The 24,185-nt window shown below is 70.2% G+C and carries 22 protein-coding genes, 1 pseudogene and 1 riboswitch; of the genes and pseudogenes, 9 read left to right on the forward strand and 14 right to left on the reverse strand.

Annotation, left to right across the window (positions count from 1 at the left end; translation table 11 throughout):
• Positions 1-35 precede the first annotated feature (35 nt).
• Positions 36-1,538: an FtsX-like permease family protein gene (locus tag HCR68_RS04090; protein WP_167146506.1), complete on the reverse strand. Its 1,503-nt coding sequence runs from the start codon at positions 1,536-1,538 to the stop codon at positions 36-38.
• Positions 1,535-2,266 carry an ABC transporter ATP-binding protein gene (locus tag HCR68_RS04095; RefSeq protein ID WP_167146508.1) on the reverse strand — a complete coding sequence of 244 codons (732 nt, stop codon included), beginning with the start codon at positions 2,264-2,266 and terminating at the stop codon, positions 1,535-1,537. Before HCR68_RS04095 ends, HCR68_RS04090 begins: the two co-directional genes overlap by 4 nt.
• A gap of 148 nt (positions 2,267-2,414) precedes the next feature.
• On the opposite strand from HCR68_RS04095, the gene HCR68_RS04100 reads away from it, so the two are divergent.
• Positions 2,415-3,218 (forward strand): histidine kinase, encoded by an 804-nt coding sequence (locus HCR68_RS04100; RefSeq protein ID WP_167146510.1) that lies wholly within the window; start codon positions 2,415-2,417, stop codon positions 3,216-3,218.
• Positions 3,215-3,901 carry a response regulator transcription factor gene (locus HCR68_RS04105; protein ID WP_167146512.1) on the forward strand — a complete coding sequence of 229 codons (687 nt, stop codon included), beginning with the start codon at positions 3,215-3,217 and terminating at the stop codon, positions 3,899-3,901. The genes HCR68_RS04100 and HCR68_RS04105 overlap by 4 nt, the downstream gene beginning before the upstream one ends.
• Before the next feature lie 3 nt (positions 3,902-3,904).
• Here the strand turns inward: HCR68_RS04105 and HCR68_RS04110 are convergent, their stop codons facing one another.
• The 7 genes from HCR68_RS04110 to HCR68_RS04140 all read right to left on the reverse strand — a co-directional run bounded on the left by HCR68_RS04110 (position 3,905) and on the right by HCR68_RS04140 (position 12,289).
• Positions 3,905-4,825 (reverse strand): DUF808 domain-containing protein, encoded by a 921-nt coding sequence (locus tag HCR68_RS04110; protein WP_167146514.1) that lies wholly within the window; start codon positions 4,823-4,825, stop codon positions 3,905-3,907.
• 103 nt (positions 4,826-4,928) lie between these two features.
• Positions 4,929-7,898: a DEAD/DEAH box helicase gene (locus HCR68_RS04115; protein WP_167146515.1), complete on the reverse strand. Its 2,970-nt coding sequence runs from the start codon at positions 7,896-7,898 to the stop codon at positions 4,929-4,931.
• Positions 7,899-7,920: 22 nt separating this feature from the next.
• Positions 7,921-8,892 carry a diacylglycerol kinase family protein gene (locus HCR68_RS04120; protein WP_167146518.1) on the reverse strand — a complete coding sequence of 324 codons (972 nt, stop codon included), beginning with the start codon at positions 8,890-8,892 and terminating at the stop codon, positions 7,921-7,923.
• Positions 8,893-8,942: 50 nt separating this feature from the next.
• Positions 8,943-9,764: a twin-arginine translocase subunit TatC gene (tatC, locus tag HCR68_RS04125; RefSeq protein ID WP_167146521.1), complete on the reverse strand. Its 822-nt coding sequence runs from the start codon at positions 9,762-9,764 to the stop codon at positions 8,943-8,945.
• A 45-nt stretch (positions 9,765-9,809) separates the two neighbouring features.
• Positions 9,810-10,073: a Sec-independent protein translocase subunit TatA gene (gene tatA, locus HCR68_RS04130; protein WP_167146524.1), complete on the reverse strand. Its 264-nt coding sequence runs from the start codon at positions 10,071-10,073 to the stop codon at positions 9,810-9,812.
• Between the two features lie 120 nt (positions 10,074-10,193).
• Entirely contained in the window at positions 10,194-11,210 is a 1,017-nt protein-coding gene (locus HCR68_RS04135) for a WYL domain-containing protein (RefSeq protein WP_167146527.1), read from the reverse strand.
• A 2-nt stretch (positions 11,211-11,212) separates the two neighbouring features.
• Positions 11,213-12,289 carry a WYL domain-containing protein gene (locus HCR68_RS04140; protein WP_208320498.1) on the reverse strand — a complete coding sequence of 359 codons (1,077 nt, stop codon included), beginning with the start codon at positions 12,287-12,289 and terminating at the stop codon, positions 11,213-11,215.
• 68 nt (positions 12,290-12,357) lie between these two features.
• On the opposite strand from HCR68_RS04140, the gene HCR68_RS04145 reads away from it, so the two are divergent.
• From HCR68_RS04145 to hisG, 7 genes are all read left to right on the forward strand, one after another.
• Entirely contained in the window at positions 12,358-13,530 is a 1,173-nt protein-coding gene (locus HCR68_RS04145) for a DUF3866 family protein (protein ID WP_167146530.1), read from the forward strand.
• Positions 13,523-14,956 (forward strand): histidine kinase, encoded by a 1,434-nt coding sequence (locus HCR68_RS04150; protein WP_167146533.1) that lies wholly within the window; start codon positions 13,523-13,525, stop codon positions 14,954-14,956. Before HCR68_RS04145 ends, HCR68_RS04150 begins: the two co-directional genes overlap by 8 nt.
• Positions 14,953-15,741 (forward strand): response regulator transcription factor, encoded by a 789-nt coding sequence (locus HCR68_RS04155; RefSeq protein ID WP_167146535.1) that lies wholly within the window; start codon positions 14,953-14,955, stop codon positions 15,739-15,741. The genes HCR68_RS04150 and HCR68_RS04155 overlap by 4 nt, the downstream gene beginning before the upstream one ends.
• A gap of 98 nt (positions 15,742-15,839) precedes the next feature.
• Positions 15,840-16,649 (forward strand): ATP-binding cassette domain-containing protein, encoded by an 810-nt coding sequence (locus HCR68_RS04160; RefSeq protein ID WP_167146538.1) that lies wholly within the window; start codon positions 15,840-15,842, stop codon positions 16,647-16,649.
• A complete protein-coding gene (locus HCR68_RS04165; RefSeq protein WP_243858924.1) occupies positions 16,646-18,301 on the forward strand; it encodes a hypothetical protein in 1,656 nt (551 codons plus the stop codon). The genes HCR68_RS04160 and HCR68_RS04165 overlap by 4 nt, the downstream gene beginning before the upstream one ends.
• A 162-nt stretch (positions 18,302-18,463) precedes the next feature.
• A complete protein-coding gene (locus HCR68_RS04170) occupies positions 18,464-18,727 on the forward strand; it encodes a phosphoribosyl-ATP diphosphatase (RefSeq protein ID WP_075404422.1) in 264 nt (87 codons plus the stop codon).
• Between the two features lie 49 nt (positions 18,728-18,776).
• On the forward strand, positions 18,777-19,622 hold the full coding sequence (hisG, locus tag HCR68_RS04175) for an ATP phosphoribosyltransferase (protein WP_167146541.1): 846 nt from the start codon (positions 18,777-18,779) through the stop codon (positions 19,620-19,622).
• A gap of 45 nt (positions 19,623-19,667) precedes the next feature.
• Here the strand turns inward: hisG and HCR68_RS04180 are convergent, their stop codons facing one another.
• The 5 genes and pseudogenes from HCR68_RS04180 to HCR68_RS04195 form a co-directional block, all read right to left on the reverse strand.
• Positions 19,668-20,714 carry an ABC transporter substrate-binding protein gene (locus HCR68_RS04180; protein WP_167146544.1) on the reverse strand — a complete coding sequence of 349 codons (1,047 nt, stop codon included), beginning with the start codon at positions 20,712-20,714 and terminating at the stop codon, positions 19,668-19,670.
• Between the two features lie 53 nt (positions 20,715-20,767).
• Positions 20,768-21,679 carry an ABC transporter permease gene (locus tag HCR68_RS04185; RefSeq protein ID WP_243858925.1) on the reverse strand — a complete coding sequence of 304 codons (912 nt, stop codon included), beginning with the start codon at positions 21,677-21,679 and terminating at the stop codon, positions 20,768-20,770.
• A 182-nt stretch (positions 21,680-21,861) separates the two neighbouring features.
• A riboswitch (FMN riboswitch) is annotated at positions 21,862-22,011 on the reverse strand.
• 137 nt (positions 22,012-22,148) lie between these two features.
• Positions 22,149-22,625: a hypothetical protein gene (locus HCR68_RS14155; RefSeq protein ID WP_243858932.1), complete on the reverse strand. Its 477-nt coding sequence runs from the start codon at positions 22,623-22,625 to the stop codon at positions 22,149-22,151.
• Between the two features lie 113 nt (positions 22,626-22,738).
• Positions 22,739-23,014, reverse strand: a pseudogene (locus HCR68_RS14160) (N-acyl homoserine lactonase family protein); the annotation flags it as partial.
• Positions 23,015-23,056: 42 nt separating this feature from the next.
• Positions 23,057-24,169, reverse strand: a complete 1,113-nt coding sequence (locus HCR68_RS04195; protein ID WP_167146547.1) for a glycerate kinase — start codon at positions 24,167-24,169, stop codon at positions 23,057-23,059.
• Positions 24,170-24,185: the final 16 nt, after the last annotated feature.

Raw genomic sequence — 24,185 nt, forward strand, 5'->3', positions numbered from 1 at the left:
CAGAGGTTCTCTGGAACCGGGTCCGCGCGGCGGCGTCAGTCGTTGTGGCGTTCCGTCTCCCCGAGGAGACGGTAGTACAGCGGGTGACAGGCTCTCAGTGCCAGACCCGTCAGCACCAGTCCGACGATGATGATGCCGAGCATCAACGGGGAGATACCGGAAACCGGCGACATCCTCGTCAGCAGCGAGGCCATGAGAATGCCGAGACCAGCACCGCCGAGAACGGCGAGCAGGAGTGGCGTATAGGTCTCCATCCACATGACGCGCAGGCCGTACCCCGCAGGGGCGCCCATGCGGCGCAGGCTGCGGGACTGTTCCGCGCGCTCGATGGTCCCCGATGCCTGACTGATGAGGATCGACGTGGCCGTCAGAACGAACCCGAAGGCCAGGGTGATAATGGCCCCCTTCTCGCAGTCCCACATGATGGAGTAGACGAAGGCCTCAGCCGATCCTGCCTCTGCGGCCGTCCCGGTATCGGAGCCTTGAGGCATGAGCGACATGAAGCTGCTGATGAAACCACCGATGAAGGCCAGCAGCCCCATGGCGGAGACCCGGTGCCACGTCGCGGTGGGCGCGGCCTGGATCCGGCGAGCGGTCCAGCGCATGACCGGGCCGCGAAGCCTGGCCAGTCCTCGAGAAAGCAGCTGCGTGAACCACGAACCAGCCAGGTCGAAGACGAAGATGACCGCCATGATCATGGCGTACACGATGAAGGCGCGGTACTGCGAAGGCACCGATCCGATGACATGCGGAGCGGCGAACATCGTTCCAAGGAACACGATGACGCGCCAGACGCCGGCTCGCGGTCCATTGGCTCGCCGGGAGACACCCAGCGGGGAGATCCGTACCTGACGCAGACCCCGCCAGGCCGAGAGCTGGCCAATCAGGATCACTCCCACGAGGACAACGGCAAGGTATCCCAGTGGCAGGATCATCTCACCGGGGGTGATCCGGGTGCCCATGACAGTGAGGCCGCCCCAGGCGGGGAGCGTGACCAGGTAGACGACGGTACCGATGACCGCGCCGGCGGCGGACTGAACGAAGGCGTCCAGCAAAGACATGCGGGTGACATCGGCCCCGGACAGACCCAGCAGGCGCAGGACCGCCAGGCGCCGCTCGCGGCTGCGTGCTCCCAGCACCGCGGCGTTGGAGGCCAGCCCCACCATGGCCGGCACCAGCATGGCGCAGGCCAGAAGGGACATGAAGAGGTACTGCTGCGCCACGCGGTCGAAGCCGTAGCCCGAGCTCTGGGCCGCGGCCTGCCAGGCGGTAACCCGCTCCGGATGCTCGCCGCGGCTGTAGAACATCCAGGTGCCTCCGGCCACGGTCAGAGCCGCGCAGGTGGCCACGGTGTAGGCCAGGATGCTGGCCAGGTACAGCAGCGTCTCCCCTTCGCGGGAGGCAAGTCGAGCACGAGTGAGACGAGCAGTGAGACGGGTCAGGGCCAGGGCGCCAGGACGGCCCGCTGCGCTGCGGGACGAACCTGCTGCGGCTGCGGCCACGGAGACAGGAGCTGAGGCATTCGCGAAGCTGCTCATCGGGCCGCCCCCGATTCCACCGTCTGTACGGAGCTGGGCGCGGTGCTGACCTTGAGGAGTCGGTCGGAGTGGACCAGTCCGTCGCGGATCTCGATGAGACGAGAGCACCAGCGTGCGACGTTGAGGTCGTGCGTCACAACGACCAGCGTCGCACCTGCCATGGAGACGGCTGCCGTCAGCAGCTGCATCATCTCGTGGCCGGTGGCCTGATCCAGGGCGCCGGAGGGCTCATCGGCAAAGATCGCACGGGGGCTGCCCACCAGCGCCCGGGCGATCGCCACGCGCTGAGCCTGTCCACCCGACATCTGGGCGGGAAGGCGGCCCCTGAGCTCTGTCAGGCCGAGCCGGGCGAGCATCTCGTCGGCGGCACGCAGCGCCGGCCGTGTCGAGGTACCGGTGAGCATGAGCGGCAGCGCCACGTTCTCACGGGCGGGCAGCTCGGGGACGAGCTGGCTGTCCTGGAAGACGAATCCCAGCTCGCGCAGCCGTAGATGAGAACGCTGGGCATCAGTGAGGCGGGAGATCTCAGTGCCCCCGAAGGCCACGGCCCCGTGGTCCGGGACGAGGACCCCGGACAGGCAGTGCAGCAGCGTCGACTTACCCGATCCCGAGGGGCCCATGATCGCGACGGTCTCGCCCGCAGCGACGTCAATGCTCACGCCGGCCAGGGCCGTCACCGTGCCGAAGCGTTTGACGATGTCTCTGGTGATGATCAGTGGAGTGTTCATACCTCTTATCTCACCGTCTTCTCCGCGCGATAGCGATAGCGCACGCACTCCTGGTGAGGTAGTGCTGGGTATACCCCACCCCGCCGACTATCGTCCGACGGTGTCCTGCTCAGGGACACCGTCGGACGGGACACGGTACCTTGGTACCGTGCAGCTCAGGTTTCCGTTGCGATGGCCCGGCAGAGCCACGACTACCCACGAGGCGCTCGCCTCTCGGCGGATCGCCGAGCTCACGGCATCCCGGCGAGCGATCGTCGCGGCCTACGAGGTCGAGCGCCGCCGCATCGAGCGCGATCTGCACGACGGTGCTCAGCAACGGCTCGTCGTCGGGCTCATGAAGCTTGGCGAGGCCCAGATCTCCCCCGCTGTCGCTGCGGATCCTGCTCTCGCCTCGCTCTTGAGCGAGGCCAAGGCGGCCATCGCCGGCGGGCTGGACTCACTGCGCACCACGGTGCGCGGTATCCACCCCCGGGTACTGACCGAGCTCGGCCTGGCTGAGGCTCTCCGGGAGGCGGTTGATAGGGCTGACGGCAGTGGTCGGACTGTGAGAGTCGTCTGTCCTCATCCCCTGCCGACGATGCCTGAGGGTGTTCTGGCGGCGGGCTACTTCTTCGCTCTGGAAGCAATGACCAACGCCCTCAAGCACGCCCCCGGTGCCAAGGTCACGATCCTGCTGACCGTGGACAGGAGCCTGAGGGTGTGCGTCGTCGACACCGGACCCGGCGGGGCCCGGCTCCGGCCAGGACACGGTCTGGTGGGTATGAGGGAGCGGCTCGCGGCCTTCGGTGGAGAGCTCCTGCTGTCCAGTCCTCCCGGCGGGCCGACACAGGTCGCGGCGCACCTACCGCTCCTCCTGGCTCGTGGCGAGAGCGGAATCGGCCCGGACAGCCCAGACACGGACAACACGGACAATGGGGACGGCGGGAACAACGCGGAAAGGCAGGAGCTATGAGCACAGCCCCTTCCCTGGTGCTCGCCGACGACTCGGCCCTGCTGCGCGAGGGCCTTGCGGGCCTGCTGGAGCGTCAGGGCTACGACGTCGTAGCCCGGGAGAGCAGTGCGCCGGCGCTGGTTGAGCGCATTGATCACCTGGGTACCCAGGGGCGCCCGCCCGATGCGGTGATCACTGATGTCCGCATGCCGCCGTCCATGAGGAACGACGGTCTGGAGGCCGCGCTGACCATCCGTCGCCGCCATCCGGCCGTGGCGATCATGGTGCTCAGCCAGTACGTGTCGGCGACCTATGCCCAGCAGCTCTTCGCCGCCGAGGCGCCACCCGACGCCGGCGGGACGGGTTACCTGCTCAAGGACAGGGTCTCGGAGGTCGCGGACTTCCTGGGGTCCTTGCGAGTGGTCCTGGCCGGGGGCATGGTGACCGACCCCGAGGTCACCCGGGCCATGGTGCGCGGCTCGCACTCGGGCCTGGCAGACCTGACGCCGCGTGAGCTCGAGGTTCTCGAGCTCATGGCCCGAGGACTGTCGAACAGCCAGATCGCGGCAAGGATGATCGTGTCGGGGGCGGCGGTGGCCAAGCACGTCTCGGCGATCTTCCTCAAGCTGGGGCTGGACCCCTCCGAGGAGAACCGGCGCGTGCGCGCCATTCTGGCCTTCCTCGGCGACAGGCTCAGTCAGTAGACACTAGTCGGTGGACCGGCGACGGGCCAGGGCGTGGTGCACGGGCTGCCAGGCCAGGGCCAGCAGCGTGCCGATGACGGCCCCGATGAGGCAGGACATGGCCGTCCCGGTGATCCAGGACAGGACCGGGTTGTGGGTGAGCTCCTCGGCCCACTCGATGGCGTGGTGCAGCGGGTGGACGCCGACCTTGGCAAGGTTCACCGCCAGGATGTGGCCGCCGACCCACAGCATCGCCACGGTGCCGACGATCCCAATGCCTCTGAAAAGAGCGGGTGCCGACTTCACGATCACGCGCCCCACGGATCGGACGGCACCCGTACGGCCCTGGCCGGCCAGATGCGCTCCGGCGTCGTCGAGCTTGATGAGGGCGGCGACCAGGCCGTAGACGGCGAAGGTGATGAGCAGGGCGATGAGGACCAGGACGATGATGCGCCGTACGGAGGACTCCCCCTCCACCTCGGCCAGGGCCAGCAGCATGATCTCAGTGGACAGCACGAAGTCCGTGGTGATGGCCTGACGGACGATCTGCGCCTCGTCGACCGGGCCGGCCTGCTCCGGGACGTGGTCGGTGTGAACGAAGCGCTCGAGGATCTTCTCCCCGCCCTCGAAGCACAGGTAGGCTCCGCCGACGATGAGCGCCACCGGCAGCAGCGCCGGCGCCACCGCCGTCAGCAGCAGACCGATCGGCAGGATGATGAGGAGCTTGTTGCGAAGGGACCCCAGTGTGATCCGCTTGATGATCGGCAGCTCGCGATCCGGGGTGATGCCGGTGACGTACTGGGGCGTGGTGGCCACGTCGTCGACGGCCGCCGCCGACACCTTCGCGGAGGTCTTGACGGCGATCGAGGCCGTGTCGTCAACGGTGGACAGCGTCAGCTTGGCCAGCGTGGCGATGTCGTCGAGAAGGGCGAAGAAGCCTGACATGAGGGCGTGGGTCCTGTCGTTCGAGGTGTCGGCCGCAATGAGACTGAACGAGACTACTCGCCGAGGCCCGACACAGATGGCTGGGGTTCAGTGCGCAGGCGTCTCATACGGCGGACCAGCTCACCACTCCCCTGTCGAGGTCCAGGGAGGCCTCGGCGGCCCGTAGCGACAGGTCGGTGACTGCCCTGGCCTGCTCGGGGTCGGCATCAGGTGGCGGTGAGAGGGTAGCGATCTGGCCGACGACGTCGAGCAGCTGCTTGCACCAGCGCACGAAGTCCCCGGCCGTCAGCTCAGTGGCATCGAGGATGTCCGCCAGCTGCGCGCCGTCGCACCAGGCCTGGACCGCCCCGGCCAGCGCCGGCTCCGCACCCGAGGAGGCCTCGATACGGGCCAGGGACTCCAGGTCGTGGATTCGGTGCGAGACCCCCAGCTGGGCGCGCAGGCACTGGCCGAGCCTCGACCCAGGCGACACCGGCAGCCCAATGGACTGCGCGCTCAGGCGCGGCTCGTAGACACAGGCGCTCAGCGCCCCGGCGAGCTCGCCGGAGCCGAGGTCCTCGAAGACACCCGTGCGCAGGCACTCGGCGATGAGCAGGTCGCGTTCGGCGTAGATCCGGGCCAGGACCTTCCCCGCCCCGGTGACCCGCAGCTCGCGCTCCGGGTGACCGCGGTCCACGGGCCGTAGGTAGCCCAGCTCGAGCAGCACCTCGCACACGGCGTCGAAGAGGCGGGCGATGGTGCCGGTACGGGTCTCGATGCGTCGCTGCAGGCGCTCGGCCTCGGCCCTGGCCCGTGACCACTTGCGGCCCACGCGGGCATGCTCCTCCCGGTCGGGGCAACCGTGGCAGGGGTGGGAGCGCATCTCGTGGCGCAGGCGCTCAAGGTTCTCAATAGCACTGTCCCGGCGGGCCTGCGCTCGGCTCGAGCGGGTGCGCGTGCGCCTCGTCTCGCCCTCCAGGTCTCCGGCCCGCAGCGCATCGACCAGGCGCTGTACGAGCCGGTCGCGGTCACGGGGCCGATGAGGGTCCATCGAGTCGGCCACCCGCAGCGCGCCCACGCGCATGACGCCGTCCGGCGACGTGTCCGGGGTCAGGGCGAGCACCCGCGAGTCCTCCCCCAGGACCGTGACGGTGGGGGTCCCGGTCCGGTCGGCACCGACCTCCAGGACGATGCCGTGGCGGCGGCGCCGGCCCTTGCGGAAGACGACGACGTCCCCTCGCCCCAACGCGCTCATCACCCGCCCCGTCTCACTGCGGCGTGAGGCGGCCTTGTCCCGGGACAGGTCCGCCTCGGCGTTGGCGATGGCCTGGCGCAGGGCGGCGTACTCCCGGAAGTCGCCCAGGCGGCAGGTCATGTCCTTCTCCAGAGCCTCCAGGCTGCGGCGCTTGCGGCGCGCCTGGGCGGCCAGCTCCACGACGCCGCGGTCGGCCTGGAACTGGGCGAAGGACTGCTCGAGCACCTCACGTGCTCGTGCTCGGGACATGCGCTCGAGCAGGTTGACGGCCATGTTGTAGGTCGGGCGGAAGGCGGAGACCAGTGGGTAGGTGCGCCGGGAGGCCAGGGAGGAGACCGTGGCCGGCTCGACGTCGTCGGCGGCCAGGACGACGGCGTGACCCTCGACGTCGATGCCGCGCCGACCCGCCCTCCCCGTCAGCTGGGTGTACTCCCCCGGGCTGAGGGTGACATGGGCCGACCCGTTCCACTTGCGCAGCGACTCCAGTACCACCGTGCGCGCGGGCATGTTGATGCCCAGCGCCAGGGTCTCGGTGGCGTAAACGACCTTGACCAGGCCCGCGCTGAAGAGCTCCTCGACCGTCTCCTTGAACACCGGCAGCAGCCCCGCGTGGTGAGCCGCGACGCCGCGCTCCAGGGCGTGGGCCCAGAAGTGGAAGCCGAGGACCCCCAGGTCACCGGCCGGGATGTCGGCGGTACGCCGCTCGATGATCTCCCGGATGCGCGCCGCCTCCGCCTCGGTGGTCAGGTCCACACCGGCGCCCACGACCTGGTGGACGGCCTGCTCGCAGCCGGCCCGGGAGAAGACGAAGACGATGGCGGGCAGGAGACGCGCCTCCTCCAGCGCTGTGACGACCTGCAGCCGGGAGGGAGGCTTGAGCCGAGCCGTACGGGCTCCGCCCTCCCCGCGACGAGGCGCGCGTCCACCGCCTGCCGAGCGCCTCCAGGGCTGCGGACCCCGGGCGGAGCCACCGCCACGGCTGCGGTGGCTGTTCTTGGAGGCGCCCCCGGAGGCGGCGGCGCGTCGGGCCTGCTTGACGGCCTTGAGCAGCTCGGGATTGAGCGGAGGTTGCGTCGAGGTCTCGGGTTGCACCTCCTCGGCGCCCTCGCCGGCGTCGTCGCGATGCTCCGGAAGCCTTGCGGGCCCGGCGGGATCGACGGGACGGGAGTACAGCGGCAGGAGACGGCGCCCGACCATCATGTGCTGGGTCAGCGGGACGGGGCGCTGCTCGGAGACGACGACGGCGGTCCTTCCTCGCACCTGGCCGAGCCAGTCGCCGAACTCCTCGGCGTTGGAGACCGTGGCGGACAGGGAGATCACCTGGACCTCGGCAGGCAGGTGGATGATGACCTCCTCCCACACCGGCCCGCGGAAGCGATCGGCCAGGTAGTGGACCTCGTCCATGACCACGAAGCCCAGCCGATCCAGGTCGCGTGAGCCCGAGTAGAGCATGTTGCGCAGCACCTCAGTGGTCATGACCACCACGTCCGCATGGGGGTTGACCGAGGTGTCGCCGGTGAGCAGCCCTACCCTCTCCTCGCCGTGCCGGGCCACGAGGTCCAGGTACTTCTGGTTGCTCAGCGCCTTGATCGGTGTGGTGTAGAAGGTCTTGCGGTCCTGAGCCAGGCCCAGGTGGACGGCGAACTCCCCCACCACCGTCTTGCCTGCACCCGTCGGCGCCGCGACGAGGACCCCCTCTCCCCTCTCGACGGCGGCGCAGGCCTCCTCCTGGAAGGGGTCGAGGGGGAAGTCGTAGCCTCGGGCGAAGCGTGCGAGCTCACTGCTGGCGGCGGCCTGTCGACGACGGGATGCGGCATAGCGCTCGGCTGGTGAGCTCATGGGAGCCACACTACGGCTTGGATCATCGCTGGGCCGGCAGGAGCAGCCGCACGGCGTCGGGTACCGCCTCGAGGCGCAGGGGCAGCTGGGCCAGGGGCTCGCCATCGGCGAAGGGGTGCGGGGGCGGGCGCAGACCCCGGTCACGGCCGGTGGGCTCGTCGAGCGCCTCGATGGTGACGGTGCGGCTGCGCTCGATGTGGACGGCCGGGTCATCCAGGTGCGTTCCCTTGAAGAGCCGGGAGAACAGGGAGACCAGGTGGGGGCGTCCCACGGGGTCCAGGCGCAGGACCTCCAGCAGGCCGTCGGTGGGGTCGGCCTGGGGAGCCAGGTCCATGCCGCCGCCGATGTAGCGGGTGTTGGCGACCGCCAGCAGGAGCGCCGGTCCCTCCCAGGTGCCCTTCTCTGTGGTGACCCGGTAGCCGTAGGGTGCCAGCGCCGCGAGCTCGGCCGTGAAGGCGCGCACGTAACGTCCTTCGCGGGCGGGCCAGGAAAGGGCGTTGGCGCGGGCGTTGACGGCTGCGTCCAGGCCGGCGCTCACCACGGCCAGAGACCAGCGCCGTTGCGGGTCCAGCAGGGTGGCGTCGGGGCGGGAGGCGTAGATCGCGTCAGTGGCCATGATGGCGCCGTCACCGGACAGCGCCTGGTCAATGATGCGGGCGGAGGAGGCTGCGTCCCGGCTGGGCAGGCCGAAGTGTCTGGCGATGTCGTTGCCGGTTCCGGTGGCCACGATGCCCAGCGGCACGCCGGTGGTGGCGACGATGTCCACGCCCAGGTGCACCATGCCGTCCCCGCCGACGACGACCAGAGCCTCAACGCTCCTGCTCGGCCCGTCCCCCAGGAGCGCCCGGCCGGCACGACGCGCCTGCTCATACGAGCTTCCGCGCACGTGAAGAACCTCGTGCCCGGCCTCGTTCAGGACCCCGCGGACGAGCTCGTCGGCAGCAGCGTGACGGCCGCGTCCCGAGGACGGGTTGGACAGCAGAGCAATGCGCATGAGGGAGTAGATGAAGTCAGGAAGAACGATCGGGTGCCCGGCTGCCTCGGCTACTCGGCCAGGGCGGCCTCCAGCTCGGCGTCGAGCTCAGCGCGTTTCCGCTCCACCCGCTTGTCATGCCGGATCGAGATGAAGCAGGCCAGGAAGTACAGGCCGGTGACGGGCAGGGCCATGAAGATCATGGACCAGGGGTCGGGCAGTGGGTTGGCGAAGGCCATGAAGGTGAAGATCACGACGACGGCCCAGCGCCATCCCTTGAGCATCGTCGTGCCCTTCATGAGCCCGAGCATGTTGAGGGCGACGAGAAGCTCTGGCAGGAGGAAGGCCAGTCCGAAGACGAGGACGAGTCTCATCACGAATGCGAGGTAGACACCGGCGTTGATAAGACCCGCGGTGGGGCCGTTGGGGATGAAGCTGGTGAGAATGGCGACCGCGTGGGGCATGATCCACATGCCCAGGGCGGCGCCGGCGGAGAAGAGCAGCAGCCCCACAACGCCGTAGGCCCAGGTGTAGGCCTTCTCCCTGCGGGTCATGCCCGGCCCCACGAAGGCCCAGAACTCGTACATCCACAACGGTGCGGAGAACAGGACGCCCAACCAGATGGAGACCTTGAGCCTCATGTCGAAGGAGGCCAGGATCGTGTCGAAGTTCAAGGTGAGGTTGGCGCCTCGCGCATTGGCGGCCTCGATCGGTCGGGTGATGAGGGAGAAGGCCTGCTCGTAGAGCAGGTATCCCACGACCGACATGACCAGGACACCCAGGGCCGAGATGAAGAGCCGGTTGCGCAGCTCGCGCAGGTGGTCCCCGATGGACATGCGTGCCTCGGGGTTGTCCTTGCGCCTCGATCGTTTGATCCGAGGGAGCTTGGGCACCACGGCCTCCTTCGTCTCCAGGTCACCGGCTCTCGCCGGATGACGTCACTTCTGGGAAGAGCCCTCGGTGCTCTGGGCGGTCTGACCGGACTGGGTGGGCTCGGTGTAGTAGGTGCCCTCCTGGGGCTGCTGCTGGATCTGTGCGGCGGGCTTGTCAGTGTCGTCCTCGTCGCGCAGCTCCTTGACCTCCTTCTTGAAGACCTTCATGGACTGGCCCACGCTCCGGGCGATGTCAGGCAGCTTGCTGGAACCGAAAACCAGCAGGACGAGGACAAGCAGGACGACGATATGCGTCGGAGAGAACTTCACGGCGCGCTCCTTGAGGTAGGGGTCTATCGATACGGGCCGAGTGTAGCCGCCGCATGAAGCATCTCCGAACGCCGCCCCCGCCGGTTCTCCCCAAGGCGGACGGATCCGGCTCGCCTAGCGTCAGCGTCTTTCCGTACCCGTGTCATATGAGGCCAGGGCCCGTTCGGCGGCCGCTGCGGCATCCTGGGCGAGGTCGGCGGGCTCGACGGCGATGAGGTGGCGACCCGCTGAGAGGACCAGGCCCACGAGCCAGGCGCGGTCGCGTCCCTCCACAACGACCCTGAGGCTGCCGTCCGCGGTCTCCTCCTGGGAGACGCACGGGATCTGCTCCACGAGCCAGCGGCCCGTCGGCCGCAGGGTCAACCTGGCGCGGGGCCTGTCCCCCGCAGACCGATCGGTCTCGGGCCCGGCCTTCCGACGTGGGCTGCGGTGACGGATGGCCGGGGTGTCGAGAAGCTGGGCCGACTCGATCCGGTCGAGCCTGAAGCTGCGCTCGGCCTTGGCACTGAGGCACCAGGCCACGAGAGTCATATGTGATCCATCACTTTTCAGGGTGATGGGGTCGACATCGCGCTCGGAGGGAGTGTCGGTGGCGGAGACGTAGACCAGGTGGAGGCGCCGTTTGTCCCGCAGTGCGCGGCGCACGGTGCCCAGGACCTGCGCCGTCCGAGTGGAGTGACCGGGACGCTCGACGGGCAGAGCTGCACGGGGTACGGCCATCGCATCGACGTCGTTGGAGGCACCCGCGGCCAGCAGGTCGGTGAGCGCCTGCTGGGTGGAGGTGAGCCCGGCAGCCGAGGCCTCGTCGTCGGCGAGGAGGTCAGCCAGGACCCTGAGGGCCATGAGCAGGGAGATCGCCTCCTGCCGGGTGAGGCGAACCGGACGATCCAGCCCCAGAGGCTCGGCCAGGCGCAGGCGGCCGGCGTCGAAGTCCACGGCGTCGAAGTCCACGAGGTCCCCGTGCAGACCGCCCGGCAGGCCGGAGACCCACAGTGTGTTGACGTCACGCTCAATGACGGCCGGGGTGACGCCGAAGTGCTCGGCGGCCTTCTCGATGGACACACCGGGGTTGTCCGCGACCCAGGCGGGCAGGGCGAGCAGCCGGGCGAGCTGGTCGGAGGCGGATACGCGCGCCATCATCACTCCCCCTTCGGTGCGGCGAGCACGGCGGCGCCCCTCAGATGCGCCAGGACCGCCTGACGCAGGGGCTCGGGGGCGAGAACCACCGCGGCATCGCCGAGAGCGGCGAGGGTACCGGCGAAGGAGAAGGGATCCTCGTAGTCGACGGCGATGAGGTCTCGCCCCTTCAGGTGCCCGGGCACCCCGGCCTGCGGCTCCTGCGCCGGGTCGAGGTGGGCCCCGGCCAGGCGCAGCCCCAGGGCCCGGCCCGGGAGCGCGGCGATGAGCGCGCGCCGGCGGGCGGGAGCGCTGGCGGGCAGTCGGGTGAAGGCTCCGGGGCGGCTGTGGACGGTCACCGACCCGGCGATACGGGCCAGGCGGAAGGTCCGCAGCGTGACGGCGGTGCCTCCTGCCTCCTCCGGATCCCCTGCGTCCTCTGTTGTGTCCTTGGCACCCTCCCCGTCCCGGGCGTCTTCCGTGTCGCCGGCGGTGCGCGGCTCGACGGCGTCGAGGTACCAGGCGCCCTCGTTCAGGCGCAGGTGGTGGGGCTCGACAGTGCGGGCCCGGGTGCTGCCCGAGCGGGCGGAGACGTAGTCGAAGGTGACCAGGCGGCGCTCGTCGACCGCGGCGACGAGCGCCTCGGGGACCTCGGCACCGGACAGGTCCGCGGTGAGAGCCGGAAGGCCGGCGGAGCTGCTTCCCGCCGGTCCCTCACTGACGGCGCGCAACTTGGTCAGGGCCCGCCGGGCCGTGGCGGGCAGGTCGCCGTCTCGCCAGGCGGAGGCGGCCAGGCTCAGGCAGGCGGCCTGCTCGGCGCTCAGGTGCAGCGGGGGCAGGGTGTAGTCGTCCTCATCGATCCGGTACCGGGGCTCGTCGGGGCGTCCGGTGGTGGTCACCTCGATACCGAGCTCGCGCAGCGTGTCCTTGTCCCGCTCGAACTTGCGGCGGGCCGAGACGGGGTTGGTGGCCGGGTCGCTCGAGGCGTAACCGGGCACGCTGGCGACGAGCTCCTCGGCGCTGAGCCCGGTGGTGGTGTTGCGCAGGGTGAGCAGGAGGCTCACCAGGCGCTCCTCGGTGCTGCGGGTCTGCTGGCTCACGGTGTCCCAGCCTAGGAGAACTGGACGGCCTGCGGCTTGTGGCGCGCGTGCCCCGATAGTCTTCGGCCATGATGTGGCGCGACGGCGTAGTGACCGGGACCAGGTCGGTGTGGGGAGGCGAGGGGTGCTCCTGCGCGGAGCTGGAGGTGGAGCTCACCGGTGCTCCGGAGGGCGCGATCAGCCTGCTTCCCGGCCGACGGGTCCGGGCGGTCGCCTACGAGGCCCTCACCGGAGTGCCCGCGCTCGGGGAGCGGGTGAGACTGGAGGTCTCAGCCCTCGACCGAGCCCTGGGAACGGGCGGGCACGCCATGGTCGGCGCCCGCCTGGACGTCTTGCCTCCTGACTCGCCGCGCGAGGGCCATCTGGTCAAGGCTCGCTACATGCCCGACCAGGTCATGGTCACCGGTGTCGACGAGCAGGGCACCGCCCACCACGGTCTGCTGTCCCGGCCGATCGGCAGTCTCGACCTGGAGGGGATGCCGGTGGTCGTGGCCGACCTGCACTCGAGCCTGCCTGCCGTGCTCGCCGGACTGCGCGCCCCCCGGGGTGAGGAGCAGCCTCGGGTCGTCTACGTCATGACCGACGGCGGGGCCCTGCCCCTGGCTTACTCCCGCCTCGTGTCCGCCCTGAGCGAGGCCGGTTGGCTGGCCGGGACCGTGACGGCCGGGCAGGCCTGGGGCGGTGACATCGAGGCGGTCAGCGTCCACAACGCGCTCCTGGCGGCCAGGCACGTTCTGCACGCCGATGTCGCCGTCGTCATCCAGGGGCCCGGGAACCTGGGCACCGAGACGCCCTGGGGCTTCTCCGGAGTGGCCTGCGGTGACGCGGTCAACGCCGTCGCCGCGCTGGGCGGGCGCCCGGTGGCCTGCCTGCGCGTCTCCCAGGCCGACGCCCGCCCCCGCCACCTGGGCGTCTCGCACCACTCGATGACCGCCTACGGGCGGGTCGCGCTGGCGGAGGCCGACGTCGTCGTTCCCGACCTGCACGGTCCGCTGGGGGCGCAGGTCCGCGCGGAGGCCGAGGCGCTGTGCGCACCTCGGCCGGGTGCCGCGCAGCACCGGCTCATCGAGATCCCCTCCGACGGGCTCATGGAGCGGCTGCGAGCGGCTGAGGAGGAGACCGGGATCAGGCTGTCCACCATGCGGAGGGGCCTCAAGGATGACGCGGCCGCCTTCATCGCCGCGGCCGCGGCCGGCCGCCATGTGCGCCGGATCCTGAACGCGGGGACGGCGCATGGCTGACCGAGACGGCAGGACGGATGACAGCGGGCCGGATCGGGAGGCGCCGGTCCACGAAGCACCGCCGCTGACGACGAGCCTGTCGGCCGCCTATGACTGGCGCGCCCGCCACCGCATGATGCCGGGGCGGGGAAGTCGCTGGTCGCGGTACTCCATCCCGGTGGTGGATCTCGCCCTGGGGACCGTCTTCCTCGTCTTCGCCCTGGAGACGGTCACCTTCATCCTCCGTTTCGGTGGCTACGCCGTCTACGTGGCAGACCTCGTTCTGTGCCTGGCGCTGGCGCTGACGCAGCTCGGCAGGCTGCGCCTCCTGCGCGTCTCCTTCATGGTGACCTACATCCTGCTGGCGGCCTATGCGATCCTCGTGGCCCTCTCCCCGGTCAACCTCGGCCTCAACCCGATCATCGCCACGGCGGTCACCAGCCTCTACACCGTCACCCGCTGGGAGCCCGATCGCCGTTGGGGTACCACGGCACTTCTGCTGGCCCTGGCCGGGGCACTGGTCAACCCGGTCACCTTGGCCTCCTACGCCAGACCGTACGAGCCCGGCGCCACCCAGACGGCGGGCACCGGCCTGACCTGGTCCGTTCTCGTGGGCCGCACGCTCACCGGCCTGGTCTTCGTCGGCGCCGTGGTCCTGACCTACCTGCTGGCCTCCTCCCGACGCCGAGTCGCCGAGAACCAGGCCCGCGACGTCTCCATCGCCGCGGCCCAGGCGGTCGCGGCCGAGCGCCTCAGCCTGGCCAGGGAGCTTCACGACCTCGTGGGCCACAGCCTCACCACGATCAAGGTGCAGGCCGCCACCGGACTGGCCCTGGGCGGTGAGGAACGGCTGCGCACCACCCTGATCACCGTGCGAGACACCGCAGACGCCTCCCTGGACTCCGTGCGCCGGCTCGTCTCCGTCCTGCGCTCCGACGCCGGCGAGATCACTCCCCTGGCGGACCTGCGCACCATCCCGGTTCTCATCGAGACCACCCGGGGCTCGGGCGCCCGGATCAACGCGGTGATCCCCGCGCCTGAGATTCTGGAACGCTGCAACGAGGGATGGTCGGCGATACAGCGCCTGACCCTCGTCCGGCTCGTCGGAGAGGCCCTTACCAACGCCGTCAGGCACGGATCCGGGCAGATCGAGCTGAGCCTGACGCTGTCACCGGCCTCCTGTCATCTTCACGTCGCCAACCCGGTCTCCGAGCCCCCGGAGCACTCGCCTGTCGGCGGCAGCGGGCTCGTGGGCCTCGAGGAGCGGCTCAGGCTCGTGGGCGGAACCATGACCCACGGCGTCCAGCGCGACGACCGCCGCGGTTTCTTCACCCTCGACGTCGACTTCCCGGTCACCCCGCTCGAGCTGCCCGCGAGCGCCCCGGTGCCAGGCCAGCACGATGGCGAGGAAGGACCGGATGAGACAGGAGAAGGAGGCTCCCGATGACCCCCGGCACGATCAGGGTCGCCGTCGTCGACGACCAGCCGCTGCTGGTCAGCGCCTTCAGCGCCCTCGTGGGCGCGCAGCCGGACATGGAGGTCGTGCTCGAGGCCTCCAACGGACGCCAGGCCACCGATGCGCTCACGCGCCCCGATCCGGCCGGCAGCGCCGGTGGGCGGGCCGATCTGGTGATCATGGACCTGCGGATGCCGGTCATGGACGGGGTCAGCGCCATCCGTGAGCTGCGCGCCGCGTCTGCCACCTCAGCCTTGCGGATCCTGGTCCTGACCACCTTCGATGACGACGAGCTCGTCCTGGCGGCCCTGGGCGCCGGGGCCCACGGCTTCCTCCTCAAGGACGCCGAGCCGACGACGCTGCTGGAGGCGATTCGTGTCGTCGCCCGCGGCGGGTCCTGGCTGGACCCGGCCGTCACCGGCACCGTCCTGGCCCACCTTGATACGGACGGCCGACCAGCCGGTGATGCGAGTGCGGGGACTGGCGTCGCCGCGGGCGCCCCGAGGCCCCCGACCTCATCGGCAGCCTCGACCGGCGGCGCCGTGCCCGTCGTTGGGGCGCCAGCGGGACCCTACGAGCCGCTGACCGGGCGGGAGGAGGCCGTGCTCGCCCTGGTGTGCCGGGGACTGAGCAACGCCCGCATCGGTGAGCGCCTCCATGTCGCCGAGTCGACGGTCAAGTCCCACGTCAAGACGATCCTGGGCAAGACCGGCTGCCGCAACCGGGTCGAGCTGGTCATCTACGCCCTGACCACCGGGCTCGTCCAGCCGCAGTAGCTCTCCTCCCCAGGGGGGAGACGCGGCGGCGGTGGCGGGTGCGGTCTGTATCCCTGGTGGGGATCCGCCGCAGTGCCGTCGCGCACGAGCATGGGGTCATGACATCCACGACATCCATGACACCTGCTACGACAGCAGTACCTCGCCCCTCCCCCGCCCATGCCACCGGTGTCACCCCCGGGCTGAGGCTGGCCGGGATATCGAAGTCCTTCGGTCGTCAGAAAGTGCTCACGGGCCTTGACCTGTCGGCCTACTCCGGCCGCGTCTACGGTCTGCTCGGCCTCAACGGCGCGGGTAAGTCGACCGCCTTCAACATCGCCCTGGGGCTGCTCAGGCCCGACGCCGGTCGTGTGGAGATCCAGGGCGCCCCCTTCACCCGGCGCAGCCTGGCCCGGGTCGGTGCCTCCATCAACGGGCCCGCCCTCTTCCCCCAGCTGTCCGCACGACGCAACCTGCTCGTCCACTGCCGCCTGACCGGCACCTCCCCGCAGACCATTGCGCCGCTCCTGGAGCGCGTGGGCCTGGCGAGCGCCGGCAGGAAGCGCGCCGGCTCCTTCTCCACCGGCATGAAGGTGCGGCTGTCCCTGGCCATGGCGCTCCTGGCCGACCCGGAGGTCCTCATCCTCGACGAGCCCCAGAACGGCCTGGACCCTCAGGGCATCATCGAGCTGCGCGACCTCGTACGGGACCTGGCGGACGAGGGCCGTACCGTCGTCGTCTCCAGCCACCAGCTCGGGGAGATCGCCCGCATGAGCGACGACATCGGGGTCCTGGCCACAGGCCGACTCGTCTATGAGGGGCCGCTGGTCGACTTCGCCGACGCCGACGACGAGCGGGCCATGGAGAAGGCCTTCCTGGCGGCCGTCGCCGCAAGCGGGCACGGCATTGAGACGGAGACCCGCGCATGAGCGCCCTCACGCCGGTCAGGGTACGGGCCGCGATGAACGTGCGCCTGTGGGACCTGGTACGCGCCGAGATCACCCGTAGCCGGCGCACCTTCACCTGGGGCGTCATCGGGGCGACCCTCGTCTTCACGGTCCACACCATCATCCTGGCCAACGCCTCGGTCTCCTCGGGCGTGGTCGAGGAGCTTCAGTGGAACGGCAACGCGCTGGCGTGGATGCACATGTACGCCGGAGCCTTCGCGGTTCCTCTGGGGCTGCTGACCGGGGCGATGGCCCAGTGGCGCGAGCAGAGGTGGCGCCAGGGCGGAACGGCCTGGCGCGCCGTCGATCCGCGCCGGGTGGTGGTCGCCCGTCTGGTGGTGCTGAGCCTGTCGGCCCTGGCCTGCCAGGTGGCGCTCGTCGCCCCCGTGGTGGGGCACGCCCTCATCGTCGGCAGCGGGTGGGGACCCTGGGACAGGTACCTCCTGTTCGCCCTCTACATGTGGATCGTCGTCACCGGCGCCTGCGCCTGGGGCATGGCGGCCTTCCTGGTGGCGCGGGCCGTCGCCGTCGGAGTCGCGCCGGTCCTCGGTTTCGTCTGGTCCGTGGCGGGGGCGGTCCAGGCGGAGCGGGACGACTGGTGGATGTTCCCGTGGGCCTGGACGGCCAGGGCGGCGCTGCCCCTGCTGGGTGTGCACGGCAACAGCGTGCTGCTCGAGGAGGACTCGCCGGTGTGGAGCTACCCGCTTGCGCCCGGGTTCCTGCTGACGAGCGCCCTGACGCTGATCGGTACTGCCCTGGCCGTCCTCGCGGGTCCTCCCGGGGGCGTAGAGCTCTCCGCCCCTTCCTTCTCCCGGTTCAGCCGGCTGCTTCCCGGCAGGAGGGCTGGCGACGACGCCCCCTCGGAGGCCGCCTTCCAGATGGCTCCTACGTCGGTGTCGCAGGCCGCCCGGGAGCATCGGTCCACGCCCGCCACCCGCGTGGCCCGTGTCCCTGGGCCTCGCAGTGCTGTTCTGGCGATGACCGGGGTCCTGCCCTGGGCGGTGTGGGCGGTCCTGGCGGCCTTGCTGCTGGTCCTCCTGGGAGTTCTTCACACCGCCTACCCGCCCGGGTACGGGCAGAGCGTCCTCGAGCTCATGGGGGCTCCGGTCGCCTCAGCCGTCGTCGGCATCACGGTCTGGGGGCGGCTCCAGCCGGCCTGGCGGGTACTCATCACCCGCCGGGGAGCCGGCAGTATCCTGACCTCGACCGCGATCCTGGGCGCTCTCTTCCTCCTCCCGGTCCTCGTCGCCTCCTGGACCGTGACAGTCCTGGGCGACACTCTCACCCGGACCGCACCGGACCTGCCGGCGCTGACCGGCCCCGTGTACGGGTTCATGGTGATGCCGGCGGTGGCCTTCATGATCGCGGCCGTCAGCCTGGCGGTGGCGCTGAGCACCCGGATCGTCGTGGCGATCGTCCTCAACGTCATCCTGGTGGTCATGGGGCTGCTCATCGGCGGCAATGACGTCCTGGCGGAGACCTGGCTGTGGCGGATCGCTCCCTGGGGCTGGATCAGCGTCGCCCACCAGTTCCCGGGACGCTGGCTGACGATCGTCGGGCTCAGCCTGCTCATCGGTTCGGTGGCGATGGGGCTCGCAACCCTGGCCTCCCGGCGTGCGGCCGTCCGGGACTGAGACGCCCTGGGGCTGATCCGGGGATGAGGCGGCCCCTCACCGCGGGTGGGTGCTGTTCACTCAGGGAGGGCACCCACCCGCGGTGAGAGGGCAGTCGAGGAGGAGGACGTGCTCAGGGATCGGTCGGTCGGTGGCCCACCGACTTTCCGATAACCTAGGGCCATGAAGACCTTCGAGGACCTTTTCAACGAGCTGCAGCACAAGGCGGCCACCCGCCCCGAGGGCTCCGGGACGGTGGAGGAGCTGGACCGCGGGGTCCACTTCATCGGCAAGAAGCTCGTCGAGGAGGCCGCCGAGGCCTGGATGGCCTGCGAGCACGAGTCCGACGAGGCCGCCTGCGAGGAGATCAGCCAGCTGCTCTACCACGCCCAGGTCATGATGGTCGCCAAGGGCTACAGCCTTCAGGACGTGTACCGCTACCTGTAGACCTCGATCCCCTCCTCATCGACAACCTCACCACAGATCAGGAACCGCCGTGCTGCGTATCGCCGTCCCGAACAAGGGCTCCCTGTCCGAGCCCGCCATCACCATGCTCTCCGAGGCGGGCTACCGCACCCGCCGCACGGGCCGTGAGCTCGTGCTCGTCGACGAGACCAATGACGTCGAGCTGTTCTTCCTGCGTCCGCGGGACATCGCCGTGTACGTCGGCCAGGGTACCGTGCACGCCGGCATCACCGGACGCGACCTGCTCCTGGACTCCGGGGTCGACGCCGTCGAGCACCTGCCCCTGGGCTTCGCCCGCTCCACCTTCCGCTTCGCCGCCCCCAAGGGGACCATGACCTCCCTGTCCGACGTCGCCGGGCGGCGCGTGGCCACCTCCTACGACGTCCTGGTGCGCAGCTATCTGGCCTCCCGGGGGGTGGAGGCCCAGACCGTCCACCTCGACGGCGCCGTGGAGTCCTCCGTCCAGCTGGGCGTGGCCGACCTCATCGCCGACGTCGTTGAGACCGGCACGACGCTGCGGGCCGCTGGCCTGGAGACCTTCGGGGACCCGATCCTCATCAGCGAGGCCGTGCTCATCACCACCGAGCAGTTCCGCGGTGAGCCCGGGCTGGCCACGCTCGTGCGGCGCCTGGAGGGGGTGCTGCGCGCCCGTGCCTACGTGCTTGTGGACTATGACGTCCCCATGAACAAGCTGCACCTGGCGGCGGCCCTCACCCCGGGCATCGAGTCCCCCACCGTCTCCCCGCTGCAGAACCCCGACTGGGTGGCGGTGCGGGCCATGGTGCCGCGGGTGGACATGAACCGGGTCATGGATGAGCTCTACGAGGTCGGGGCCCGCGCCATCCTCGTCTCCTCACTGCTGGCCTGCCGGTTGTAGGGCGATCTCTACGAGGCCGGGGACCGGCTCACGGGCTCCGCGCACCTACTGTCCCAAGGGCACGCAGACCTCGGACGCCTGGGGGGTCTTCTTGCCCCCCAGGAGCTTGTGGGAGGACAGGAACTCGATCATCGAGGCGACGTCGTCGACCCTGACCGAGCCGATGGGCTGGGAGCCGTCGCCGCTGACCAGCTTGCCGGTGGCCACGGCGACCTCCCGCGCGCGATCCGCCTGGGTCTGATCCACCTTGAGGTCGGCCACCTGGTCCTTCGTGGCCTCGACCGCCGCGTCGGGGTCCTTGGCGAAGGCGGTCATACCCTCGATCGAGGCCTTCACCGCGGCCTCGAGGTCCTGGCGACGCGAGTCCAGCAGGGAGCGGGTCGTCACCAGCGAGGCGCCCACAAGGGGGATCTGGTCGGCCACCTGGATGGTGCGCACCGGGGTGCCGGCCTGGCTCATCTGGATCGCGTCGTTGTTGGAGAAGCCGACAACGGCGTCGACCTTGCCGCCGACGATGGCGGCCTGCTGGGTGTAGCCGATCTCCTGGATCGTCAGGTCCGACTCGGTCAGGGAGCCCGCGTCCATGGCCAGCTGGAGGGCGTACCAGGTCTCCCCCTCCTTGCCCGGAGTGCCCACGGTCTTGCCCCTGAGGTCCGCGGGGGCGTTGATCGAGGAGCTCTCCGGCACGATGAGGCAGGCCGGGTAGGACTGGTAGTAGCCACCCACGACGACGAGGTCGCTCCCGTTGGAGGTGGCCACCACCGCCTCATCGGCACCGGCGATGACGAGGTGCTCCTCCCCGCTCTGGAGGGCGTCGAAGAGAGCGTCCTGCGACCCGTGGTGGCGCAGCGTCACGTTCGCGGGGTACTTTCCGTCCTTCTTGGCCATGTAGAAGGGGGCGAACTGGATGTTCGGCGTGTAGGTCAGGCCGATGGTCAGCGCGCCTCCGGCGGCTGAGGCGGAGGCCGCCCGGCTGGCGGTCCCCGAGGAGCAGGCGGAGAGCATGCCGGCTCCGGCCAGGGACAGACCGCCTGCCAGCAGGTGGCGGCGTGAGAGGGATGCTTGAGAGACGAGGCGGCGAGAGATGGTCATGGCGAGAGGTTTCCTTGCTGTCGGAGGATCGGAAGGGGGCTGCTGCAAAGGGCTCAGGTGGCGCGCCGGCCCCGCAGGGCGTCCACGGTGCGGCTGCGTCGCTCGAGCTCGTGGAGCACCCAGTGGATGGAGGTGGCCAGGACGCACAGGAGGGTGATCGTGGCGAACACGCCGGTGGTGTCGCCCCGGCTCTGCTGGGTGGAGAGCACGGTGCCCAGACCCTCGCCGCCCATGATGAGCTCGCCGACGACCGCGCCGGTGACCGACAGGGTGAAGCCGGTGCGCAGCCCGGTGTAGATCGCGGGCAGCGACATGGGCAGCTCCATGTGGATGAGCAGGCTCAGACCGTGGGCGCCGTCGAGCCGGGCCGCGTCCATGACGTCGCTGTCCAGGCTGCGCAGCCCCAGGAGCACCGTGATCGTGATGGGGAAGAAGACCATGAAGGCGCACAGGACCACGATCGGAAGAGTCCCGTAACCGATCCACAGCACCAGCAGGGGGGCGACGGCAACGCCGGGAACCGCCTGGCTGGCAGCCACGTATGGCAGGACGGCGCGTGAGAACAGCCGCCAGCGGTACAGCCCCCAGGCCAGGGGTAGGGCGAGGACGGCGGCCAGAAGGCAGCCGAGGAGGGCCTCGCGCAGCGTGATCCAGGCCCTCCAGCCCAACTCGGCCTGCGTCAGGCTCAGCCACAGGCGCTCGACGACGGCCAGCGGGCTGGGCAGGAAGATCTCAGGGACGGCGCCTGATCCGGTGGTGAGCTGCCAGATGACGAGCAGGGCGGCACCCAGGCCGATGGCCGGCCAGAGCCCGTTGCTCTCTGCAGCGCGGATGCGACGCCGGCGGCGAGCCGGCGGCCTGGGCGATGAGCCTGTCGAGCTCGATGGCTCGGAATGGTCGCTGGGGGGTACGGCGCGGGGCGCCTGAGCCTGCGCCGCCTTGCCGATAGGGCTGGGGCTGTACACGGCGATCTCCTCCCGGGTCCTTCCGGGAGCGAGTGCCCCCGGGTTGCACCGGGGTCCGCCTGTGCGCCGTCTGCCGGCGCACACACGTGCTGGGCGCCCACCCCGCTTGATATCCGGCGGCCCCACGAGAACCGTGGGATCCCGGAGATCGCCCTGAGCTGCGGGTCTCCCCGCGGGGCGCCACGCGCATCCTCCCATCCGGACTCTCACCGTCGGTGCCGGAGTTCCACCGGCTCAACCGCTGGTCCCCGGCTGCCTGAGGCAGTCCTGGCACGAGCGGGTCGCGGACTGTTACCGCCGGTTCGGACTTTCACCGACCCCGGAGCACGTTGCTGCCGGTAAGACTACAACGTGGATCGCTCCACGGCGATACCCGAAACTTCTCAATCCGCGTGGGCGCGCTCACTTCATGGAGCGGCACGGGATACGTTCGGCCATCCGATCCAGCGCTCCCCACGGCGGGCGGACTCTAGAAATCGATCGTCCTGGGCCGCTGCTCGGGGTCGTGGTTGGCGATCAGGTGCTTCACCCGAGGGTCCTTGGCCGCAGCCCGCACCCAGTTCAGTGATCGCTGGGCCAGGTCGGCATCAACCACGACAGAGGGACGCAGGCCCTGCTCGAAGGACGGCCGCCCGTAACCGACGTCGCTGGTGAGGATGACGACGTCTCGCGGATCGTCTCCCAGCAGGTTGGTCGCCCCGTTGGACGACTCCGGAGCCGCTTCGCCAGAGGCCTCGCCCCGCAGGATCGTGGCGCACAGGCCCCAGGCGTGACCGGGGGCGGAGACCATGAGGATGCTGCCGTCGCCGAAGACGTCCCAGGCTCGTTGGACCGGCCCGAAACGGGTGTCCCAGCTGAAGGTCTGCAGGTCCACCCCGTTCCATTCGTGCGGGAGGTAACGGGCCCGGTCCTTCTCCGCGGCCCGCAGCTCAGTGGCGGCCACCATGATCCTGGGCGCCTGCCGAACCAGACGCAGTCCGTCGGCGTGATCGCAGTGCAGAGGAGAACCAGGTCGAGGTCCCGAGGCCGGATCCCCCTGGCTTCGAGCTGCTCGTGGATCGCCTGCCCCTGGGGCAGGCGCGCCTTGTTCACCGCGTACTGGTGACGTAGGTTGCGCAGCTGCCCCAGGCGGGTGCGGTTGCTGGTGTGCCAGCCGGTGTCGATCAGGACCAGGCCCGACGGCGCCTCGACGAGGTAGCAGGAGACCGGAGCCTCGGTCAGATGGCGTCGTCCCCGCCCGAGGTGGGTCCATGACAGCGGGCGGTCCGTGGGCCGGTGGTAGGGAAGAGTCTCGTCAATGACAACGGCTCCCGTGTGCAGAATCTCCAATTTCATCCGGTCAGACTAAACTCCCTGGGTAGGATCGCAGGGCTGGTCTCACTGCCGCAGAGCATGCGCGACTGCCCGGCGCAGATGATCCGGGCCCCGTCTCAGAGACGTCTCCAACGGCTCTGAGGGGTCGGAGATCTGGACAATATCCCGGGCTCCCAGGTCGGCCAGACGACGGCGGGCCTGCACGCCCATGCTGACCCGTCCGGCGAAGACGATTGAGGGGACACGGCACTCGTGGGCCAGGCGGAGCACGCCGCTGACCGCCTTGCCGTCCAGGGACTGCCCGTCCAGCGCTCCCTCCCCCGTCAGCAGCAGGTCAGCGCCATTCAGCTGCTCGCGCAGCCCCACCACGCGGGTCAGGTGGTCGATACCGGTGGCGAGCTGCGCCCCGAGCACGGCGGCCAGAGCGAAGGCGGTACCACCGGCCGCCCCGGTACCCGGGCGGGAGACCCACTGGCTCAGGCCGAGGACGTCGGCCAAGCGCGCCATCTCGCCGTCGACCCGCGTGATGGCGGGCTCGGTCAGTCCCTTCTGCGGCCCGAAGACGGCGGCCGCACCGTGGGGACCCGTCAGTGGGTTCGTCACGTCACCGGCCACTGTGATACTGATGCCCTCAAGCCGACGGCGAGCGGGCTCAGCGTCGATGCTCCTGATGCGAGAGAGCTCGGCAGGAACGGGTTCCACTTCGCCTCCCTCGCCATCCAGGCACCGCGCGCCCAGCGCCACGAGCATCCCCAGGCCCATGTCGTTGGAGGCCGAGCCGCCCAGTCCGATGAGCAGTGAACGGGCGCGGGCGTCGACCGCGGCGGCGATCACCCGGCCCAGTCCGAGAGTCGAGGAGCGCATGACGTCCCGCTCCCCCGGTGCGACATGCTCCAGTCCCACGCTGGAGGCCAGGTCGACGACGGCGCGCTCGCCGTCGAGGCCGAATCCGGCTATCCGGGGTCGCCCCAGCGCGTCGACGGTTGTCACCTCTCGCCACGAGGCGCCCCAGGCGGCGGTGACGGCCTCGGCGAAGCCCTCACCTCCGTCGGAGACCGGGACCCGGGCAACCGCGCACGAGGGCAGGACGTCCCGGATGCCGGCGGCCATGGCCCGAGCCGCCTGCACTGCGGTCATGGACTCCTTGAAGGAGTCGGGGGCGACGACGATCCTCATGCTCAGGTCCTCATGA

Source organism: Actinomyces sp. ZJ308, assembly GCF_011752065.1.
Lineage (GTDB): Bacteria > Actinomycetota > Actinomycetes > Actinomycetales > Actinomycetaceae > Actinomyces.

Bases quoted from the DNA above. Each gene is read 5' to 3' on its own strand.
- HCR68_RS04090 (WP_167146506.1), bottom strand. From the start codon at position 1,538: ATGAGCAGCTTCGCGAATGCCTCAGCTCCTGTCTCCGTGGCCGCAGCC.
- HCR68_RS04095 (WP_167146508.1), bottom strand. From the start codon at position 2,266: ATGAACACTCCACTGATCATCACCAGAGACATCGTCAAACGCTTCGGC.
- HCR68_RS04105 (WP_167146512.1), top strand. From the start codon at position 3,215: ATGAGCACAGCCCCTTCCCTGGTGCTCGCCGACGACTCGGCCCTGCTG.
- HCR68_RS04110 (WP_167146514.1), bottom strand. From the start codon at position 4,825: ATGTCAGGCTTCTTCGCCCTTCTCGACGACATCGCCACGCTGGCCAAG.
- HCR68_RS04115 (WP_167146515.1), bottom strand. From the start codon at position 7,898: ATGAGCTCACCAGCCGAGCGCTATGCCGCATCCCGTCGTCGACAGGCC.
- HCR68_RS04120 (WP_167146518.1), bottom strand. From the start codon at position 8,892: ATGCGCATTGCTCTGCTGTCCAACCCGTCCTCGGGACGCGGCCGTCAC.
- HCR68_RS04135 (WP_167146527.1), bottom strand. From the start codon at position 11,210: ATGGCGCGCGTATCCGCCTCCGACCAGCTCGCCCGGCTGCTCGCCCTG.
- HCR68_RS04145 (WP_167146530.1), top strand. From the start codon at position 12,358: ATGATGTGGCGCGACGGCGTAGTGACCGGGACCAGGTCGGTGTGGGGA.
- HCR68_RS04150 (WP_167146533.1), top strand. From the start codon at position 13,523: ATGGCTGACCGAGACGGCAGGACGGATGACAGCGGGCCGGATCGGGAG.
- HCR68_RS04155 (WP_167146535.1), top strand. From the start codon at position 14,953: ATGACCCCCGGCACGATCAGGGTCGCCGTCGTCGACGACCAGCCGCTG.
- HCR68_RS04160 (WP_167146538.1), top strand. From the start codon at position 15,840: ATGACATCCACGACATCCATGACACCTGCTACGACAGCAGTACCTCGC.
- HCR68_RS04165 (WP_243858924.1), top strand. From the start codon at position 16,646: ATGAGCGCCCTCACGCCGGTCAGGGTACGGGCCGCGATGAACGTGCGC.
- HCR68_RS04170 (WP_075404422.1), top strand. From the start codon at position 18,464: ATGAAGACCTTCGAGGACCTTTTCAACGAGCTGCAGCACAAGGCGGCC.
- HCR68_RS04180 (WP_167146544.1), bottom strand. From the start codon at position 20,714: ATGACCATCTCTCGCCGCCTCGTCTCTCAAGCATCCCTCTCACGCCGC.
- HCR68_RS14155 (WP_243858932.1), bottom strand. From the start codon at position 22,625: ATGGTGGCCGCCACTGAGCTGCGGGCCGCGGAGAAGGACCGGGCCCGT.
- HCR68_RS04195 (WP_167146547.1), bottom strand. From the start codon at position 24,169: ATGAGGATCGTCGTCGCCCCCGACTCCTTCAAGGAGTCCATGACCGCA.